Annotated in this window: 6 protein-coding genes; all 6 read left to right on the plus strand. The window is 58.0% G+C overall.

Features of this window, described 5'->3' with window-relative positions; all coding sequences use genetic code 11:
- Positions 1–39: 39 nt before the first annotated feature.
- Complete coding sequence (locus VGP39_RS08835; RefSeq protein WP_327567723.1) at positions 40–1,266, plus strand: FAD-dependent monooxygenase; 1,227 nt, start codon at positions 40–42, stop codon at positions 1,264–1,266.
- 78 nt (positions 1,267–1,344) lie between these two features.
- Positions 1,345–2,313: an aldo/keto reductase gene (locus tag VGP39_RS08840; protein ID WP_327567724.1), complete on the plus strand. Its 969-nt coding sequence runs from the start codon at positions 1,345–1,347 to the stop codon at positions 2,311–2,313.
- Between the two features lie 623 nt (positions 2,314–2,936).
- A complete protein-coding gene (locus VGP39_RS08845; protein WP_327567725.1) occupies positions 2,937–3,797 on the plus strand; it encodes a xanthine dehydrogenase family protein subunit M in 861 nt (286 codons plus the stop codon).
- Between the two features lie 4 nt (positions 3,798–3,801).
- Positions 3,802–6,090, plus strand: coding sequence for a xanthine dehydrogenase family protein molybdopterin-binding subunit (locus tag VGP39_RS08850; protein ID WP_327567726.1), 2,289 nt, complete (start codon positions 3,802–3,804; stop codon positions 6,088–6,090).
- 1 nt (position 6,091) lies between these two features.
- Positions 6,092–6,604 carry a (2Fe-2S)-binding protein gene (locus VGP39_RS08855; RefSeq protein WP_327567727.1) on the plus strand — a complete coding sequence of 171 codons (513 nt, stop codon included), beginning with the start codon at positions 6,092–6,094 and terminating at the stop codon, positions 6,602–6,604.
- Positions 6,601–7,158 (plus strand): ABC transporter ATP-binding protein (locus tag VGP39_RS08860; RefSeq protein WP_327567728.1); only part of this gene is annotated, 558 nt, incomplete at its 3' end. The genes VGP39_RS08855 and VGP39_RS08860, both read left to right, overlap by 4 nt.

Raw genomic sequence — 7,158 nt, forward strand, 5'->3', positions numbered from 1 at the left:
CATTGAAAGAAAGTACTCTGAGGAAGCCGAGGAGAGCAGATGAGAGTCGTAATAGTAGGCGGTGGGATCGCGGGTTTGGCGACTGCTCGAGCGCTGACGTGCAGCGGGGTCGACGATTACATCGTCCTTGAACAAGCGCCCGAATTGACCGAGATCGGTGCTGGAGTCCAGGTCACCAACAACGCGACCCGGGTACTCGAGTATCTCGGTCTCGTCGACGAGCTCAGAAAAACCGAGACAATGAGCGAAGGTAGTACCTACCGTGATCTCATTACCGACGAAGTTATCTATGATACGCCTGCTGGCGAGTACGCGGAGAAGCGGTACGGGGTACCCTATTTCCAAATCCATCGCCGAAAGTTTCTGGACTTACTGAAAAGGTCGGTTCCGTCAAGCAAGGTGAGGCTAGGATCGCGGTGTGTACGCGTCCATCAAGACGACCGAGGAGTAGCCGTCGAACTTGAAGGCGGCGCCGTTGTAACGGGCGAGGTGCTGGTGGGCGCAGATGGCATTCACTCCGTTGTGCGCAGTACTTTGGTGCCACCCGAAGAACCTGTGTTCTCGGGACTGCTCGGGTGGCGGTCGCTCATTCCGTACGAGAAGGCAAAAGTCTTAGGACTCGATCGCTGGCACTATCAATGGTGGGGACCTCATCGGAGCATAACGTCATACTGGGTGAATGGCGGTTCGCAATTGAACTTCCTTGGTGTCGTACCTTCCAGCGAAGTTCACGCCGAATCCTGGAAAACGCATGGAGACATCACCCAACTGCGTGGATCATTTCACGGTTCCTGCCCAAGAGTTACAGCGATGATTAATCTCGTGGAGGAGGCTTTCATCACGGGTATCTTTGATCGTCCTCCGCTTGCCCGGTATGTAGATCGTCGCGTGGCAGTAATCGGTGACGCTGCCCATCCTCTGTGGCCATTTTTAGCAAACGGCGCAGCGCAATCGCTTGAAGACGCCGTCGTTATCGGCCGTTGTCTTGCGCGCGCAAACGCTGATGGCGTGGTTGCCGCGCTTGAGGATTACGAGCGCAGAAGGCTGCCTCGCGCTAACTACGTTCAACGTCGATCCCGAGAACTGGAGAAGCCCAGTCATATGTCCGATGCTGTACAGATCCGAGAGCGTAACCGGAGACTTGCGGCAAAAATGGCAAGTGATCCAACAGGCTCATGGATGCGTGATTGGCTGTGGGGCTACGACGCGGTCGCTGCTGCTGACGCGCCGATAGAATCTACATGGCAGGAGCCTGCAGCTTGGTAGAAGCCGTCGGCACAACCGTCAGCATCCGAGCTGTATCGAGAAGTGTCCCTACCTTCATTTTGCAACCGTGTGCGAGCTATGCAGATCGATTTAAAACCACGCCGCGCAAATACTGACCTGCTCATCGGGCGCTTAATCTTAGGAACGATGACCTTCGGATCGCAGGTTGATCAGCCCATTGGTGAGCGCATGGTCGGGCGTTGTCGCGATGCCGGTATCACTATGTTCGACACCGCGAATGCTTACAATGATGGGCGTTCGGAAGAGATGCTTGGGCGCATTGTCAAGCCATTTCGTCGGGAAATTCAACTGGCTTCAAAGGTCGGCATGTCTCGAGATGAAGATCAGCCACTCAGCCGGCAGTCGATCACGCGCGCGCTTGAAGCAACTCTTCGCCGTCTCGATACCGACTATCTGGACGTTTACTACTTGCACACCCCGGATAAACACACTCCTCTGGATGAGACTCTCGCTTGCCTCGCCGAGTTCGTACGTGAAGGTAGGATCCGATATATAGCCCAATCAAATTTTGCGGCGTGGCAGATCACGGAGTTGAACTGCATCGCTACGCACAAGAACCTGCCAAAGCTGCAAATTTCTCAGCAAATGTATAACCTACTGGCTCGCAGGATTGAGGAAGAGTACGTCGCATGCTCGCGTCATCATGGATTATTTAATATCGTCTATAATCCCCTTGCCGGGGGTCTACTAACCGGAAAGCATCGCGCCGGACAGCAGCCCCAGGCCGGAAGTCGTTTTTCGAATACCCATTACCAAGGCCGTTACTGGAATGACTCTCAGTTCCACGCAGTTGAACGGCTTCGAGGTATAGCCGCCGATGCTGGGATGACGCTTCTCGAACTTGCCTATCGTTGGTTGCTTAGCCGTGCTCACGTTGATTGCGTGCTAATTGGGGCTTCAAGCATGCAGCACCTGGAAGCCAATCTCACCGCCGCGGAAGGAGAGGCGCCGGATGACGAGACCAGTGCACGAGTCGACGACATATGGAAGACTCTGCGCGGTGTTGCACCTGCCTACAATCGCTGACTCACCAAGACTGGATCGAAGACCCCTGCGTTGCCGTATCGTTGGGAGGCTGCAGTCCTGGCTGATGATCATATCCGGATAATGAGCCCGACTCAAACCACCACCTTGAGAAGCAACGCGTCGAGCGGTACCTCGCCCGAATCCCCGGGGATGCGTCTGGCTCGTGCTCGGCATTGAGCTCCGGTTCTTCCCATTTGCGAATTGCTGTTTGAGCCGGCGCGCGCCTTTCACGATCGCCGAAATACCTAGCCTTATGTGATTTCGGAGCACAAAGGCTCTGATTTCACGGTCATTGGATCAATCCCAATTTGTGTACAGCGTACCGTTAGGTGATTATTTGCGCGGCAAACGGTGTCTCTTCTTGCATCATTTGGGCGAAAATCAGTGTTTGTACGGATATTTGCTCGCTAAGAAATTACAGAAAGACTAATAGTTTCAAAATTATATGACGTAACAGGGAAGGCATGTGATGAAACCGTCCTAAAAAGTTGACAGATTTGCATGGGTCTGCGAACTTAACATCAGCTTTCGCCCTTCCGGGTGTGGCGGGTACGTGAATTTACCTGCCTCGTCGTTGGGCTCGAGATGCGTAGGCCATGGTTTCGTATTCTAGAAGGGTAGAGATGTCGCAGTTCGAGCTTGCCGAGCCAAAATCTTTGAGTGAGGCGCTTTCGCTGCTCGACCGTCACGATCCGGCAATTCGACCGATCGGCGGCGGTACTGCGCTGATGCTTATGATGAAAGCGCAGATTTTCAAGCCGATCCGGCTTGTCAGCCTTCGGCATCTCGGAGCGCCGTTTAAAGGACTATCGTTAAGTGAGGATGGCTCGCACCTGTTGGTGGGGGCGATGACGACCTTTTCCGAACTTGAGCATTCGCCACTCGTTCAGATGCACCACCCCGTGGTGGTCAAGACCATGCGAACGCTCGCCAATGTCCGGGTCCGCAATGTCGCCACCGTCGGCGGCAACCTCGCACATGGCGATCCGCACCTCGATTTGCCGCCGGTGTGGACGGCGCTGGCTGCAGCTGTTCGTGTCGTGAGTCGGACCGGGGAGCGGGTCATTCCCGTTGAAGACATCTTCGCCGGCTATTATGAGACGACAATCTCCGACGGTGAATTGATTGCCGAGTTGCGCGTGCCGGTCCGTCCAACGTGGCGATCGATTTACGTCAAGGTGACAACACGCGCGACACACGATTGGCCTGCGCTGGGTATTGCGGTCTCCGCCGAATTCGTCGGAATGCGCGTACAGGATCTCCGAATTGTGCTCAGCGCCGCGCTTGATAAGCCGACCCGGCTCGTGGCTGCGGAGCAGGCGTTGCGCGGACAGGATCTCGATGAACGGTCGCTGGTGCGCGCAGGCGATGCCGCGGTAGCCGAGGTCGATATCGAAACCGACAGTCGCGGATCGGCTGCCTACAAAACTCATCTGCTGCGCGTCCATCTGGCGCGCGCCATTCAATCGATCGCCGGAGCCTGACGTCATGGTGACCGCATTGCCATCCCGCAGTATCGGCCGTTCAGTGCAGCGCCTCGAAGCGCGCGAAAAAGTGACCGGCCGTACCGAATACGTGCACCACATCAAGCTGCCGGGCATGCTCCATGGCAAGATCTTTCGGAGCACGATACCGCACGGGCGCATCAAGAGTCTCGACGTCTCGGCGGCACAGGCAATGGAAGGCGTATTCCGGGTCGTTACCATTGACGACATTCGCAGTGTCATTCCCCATCCTTATTACGGCCCGGCCTTTCATGATCAGCCGATCCTGGCAGACGGCAAGGTCCGTTTTGCCGGCGAGCCGGTTGCGGTGGTGCTCGCCGCCGACCCCCGCATCGCTGAAGAGGCTGCAGGGCTGATCACTGCCGAGTATGAGGAACTTCCTGCGGTCTACGACGAAATCGAAGCGATGACGTCGGACGTTCGCGTCCACGACGAACTGAAACCGGCGGCAACGTTCCCCGATCTGCAGCACCTGAAGGGGCGCGGAGACACCAACATCGCGCTGGACTACAAGCTGGTACGTGGCGACGTTGAAGCGGGTTTTTCAGCCGCTGATCATGTCTTTGAGCATACCTTCCGCGCTCAGCAAGCCATGCATACTCCGATGGAGCCATTCGTGTCCGTGGCCGACGTGCAGGACGGGCGCCTGACACTTCATACCGCATCGCAGGGGCCGTCATTCGTTCGCATCGAAATCGCGCGACTGCTGGGCTGGCCGGAAAACCGCGTGCGCGTGAAGGTCCCCCATCTCGGCGGCGGTTTCGGAGGCAAGCTCTATATCAAGCTTGAGGCGCTGGTGACCGGGCTGTCGTTGCTGGTCGGGAGGCCCGTAAAAATATCGCTGACCATGGAAGAACAGTTCTTCATGGTCACCAAGCACGCCTGTACTTTCACCATCAAGAGCGGTGTCAATAAGGACGGCAAGATCATCGCGCGCCGGTGCAAGGTCGTCTGGAACGGCGGCGCGTACGCGGATATCGGACCGCGTGTCACGCAGAAGGCGGGCTTCACGTCGGCTGGCCCGTATGACATCGAAAATGTCGCGATCGATTCTTATGCCGTCTATACCAATCGCCCGCCAGCCGGCGCGTTGCGGGGCTTTGGTGCGCCGCAGACGGCGTGGGCTTACGAGTCCCATACGGACCTGATCGCCGAAGCGCTCAATATCGACAAGATTCAGATCCGGCGAATGAACCTGCTCCAGGAAGGCCGGCCCCAGGCGTCAGGTACGATCGTGCAGGATGCCGCGCTCGAAAAAGTGCTGGACCACCTGCTCGACCGGATGAACTGGCATTTGCCGTTCGACAAAGGCAGCGGTTCGATCCGGCGCGGCCGCGGCATCGCGATCGGGATAAAGGGTATCACGTCGCCGACCACCTCGGTTGCGATCGTCAATCTCTACGGCGACGGCAGTTGCGGTCTCTACATCGGCACCGTCGATATGGGGCAGGGCTCTGACACCGTCATGGCGCAAATCGCCGCGGAAGTGCTGAACCTCGATCCGGAATCGATCCGAGTGATCCACCCCGATACCGACGTTACGCCGTACGACATGGGCACGCTCGGCTCGCGATCGACATTCCATATGGGAACGGCGGTGCGACTTGCGGCAGAAGATGCAAAGCGCAAGATCGGGGAACTCGCGTCCGAACTTGGTTTGCCGCCGAACAACAACCTTCCCCTGAGCGAACTGCTGCGAAAAAAATACGGCATGCAGGCCGGAAATATTATCGGTACCGGAAGCTTTATCCCGGCCTACAAAAAGCCCGATCCCGAAACGGGTCAATCGCTCGCCGCCACGCCGTTCTGGGGCGTCGGCGGTAACGCCGCCGAAGTCGAGATCGATACCGAGACGGGCCGGGTTACCATCACCAAACTGGTCAACGTCGTCGATGCCGGCGTCGCGTTGAATCCCCAGCTGGTCAAATTGCAGATTTCCGGTGCGGCAATCATGCAGCTGGGCTTCACCATGACGGAGAACATGGTGTTCCGCGACGGCCAGCTCACCAACGGGTCGCTCGCCGATTACAAGATCCCGTCGCTGCTCGATATGCCGCGTGAGTTCGTCAACGAATATGTGGTTTCACGGCAAAGCACCGGCCCCTTCGGCGCCAAGGGCGTAGGCGAGAGCTCCACGATCGCTCTTTCACCGGCGATTGGGAACGCCATCGCGGATGCCATCGGGGTCCATCTGACGGATTTGCCGCTGACGCCGGAATCGATATTCCGGGCGATTCAAATTAAAAACGGCACACCACTCGCTGGGGAATAGCTTGACCGAAGCACGCACCATTCGTTTCACGCTTAACGGCGCGCCGGTCTCGGCCAGCATCATGCCGCACGAAACATTGATCGACATGCTCTCGCAGCGCTTCGAACTGAAGGGCGCGCGCGAAAGCTGCGGCCAGGGCCTTTGCGGGTGCTGCACGGTTTATGTGGATTGCAAGGCGGTCTCGTCCTGCCTGTATTTGGCCTGGTTCGTCGATGGCACAAAGGTTGTCACGATCGAAGGCCTCGGCAGCGGGCCGACGCTCGATCCGGTGCAGCAAGCCTTCATCGACGCGTCCGCGTTTCAATGCGGCTTTTGCACACCCGGCTTCGTCATGATGGTCAAACAACTGCTCGACACCCATGCCAATCCGACCGATGAGGAAATCCGGCACTACCTGACCGGAAATCTTTGCCGCTGCTCGGCTTACCCTGAAATCGTCGATGCCGTGAAACTGGCGGCATCGCGTCGCGCCGTTGCGGCTGCCCGCCAGCCTGCATCGGAACCGCAGTCGTGAGCGCCGTTCCAGCTGCGTCTGACCAGCGGGCGTCGAAACCTGCGATCCTTACCGTCTCCGGTCTCACCGCCGGCTATGGCGATGTGCAGGTGTTGTGGGGCGTCGACCTCGTCGTGCCGAAGGGAGAGATCGTCTCGATCGTTGGGCCCAACGGCTCCGGCAAGACGACGTTGTTGCTGGCGATTTCCGGCATGGTGCGCGCACGCAGCGGCAGCATCACGTTCGAGGGCGAAGAGATCGGAAATGTGGGCGCCGACCGCATCGTCGGCAAAGGGCTGATCCATGTCCCCGAAGGGCGCCGGCTGTTTCCGACTCTCAGCGTACGCGACAATCTAATGCTCGGGTCTTATTTGCGCAAGGACAGTGCGCCGGACATTGCCCGCGATCTCGACTTTGTGTTTTCCATCTTTCCCATTCTTGCGGAGCGATCCAATCAGGGCGCGACCACCATGTCCGGCGGCGAACAGCAGATGTGCGCGATCGGGCGCGGCATCATGGCTCGCCCAAAGCTCCTTCTGATCGACGAGCTGTCGCTCGGATTGGCGCCGAAGGCG

Origin of the sequence: Bradyrhizobium sp. (assembly GCF_036009065.1) — a bacterium.
Classification (GTDB): Bacteria; Pseudomonadota; Alphaproteobacteria; order Rhizobiales; family Xanthobacteraceae; genus Bradyrhizobium.

What these genes read in the sequence shown, in the direction of transcription:
- VGP39_RS08840 (WP_327567724.1), top strand. Translation starts at nt 1,345, where the DNA reads ATGCAGATCGATTTAAAACCACGCCGCGCAAATACTGACCTGCTCATC.
- VGP39_RS08850 (WP_327567726.1), top strand. Translation starts at nt 3,802, where the DNA reads ATGGTGACCGCATTGCCATCCCGCAGTATCGGCCGTTCAGTGCAGCGC.
- VGP39_RS08845 (WP_327567725.1), top strand. Translation starts at nt 2,937, where the DNA reads ATGTCGCAGTTCGAGCTTGCCGAGCCAAAATCTTTGAGTGAGGCGCTT.
- VGP39_RS08835 (WP_327567723.1), top strand. Translation starts at nt 40, where the DNA reads ATGAGAGTCGTAATAGTAGGCGGTGGGATCGCGGGTTTGGCGACTGCT.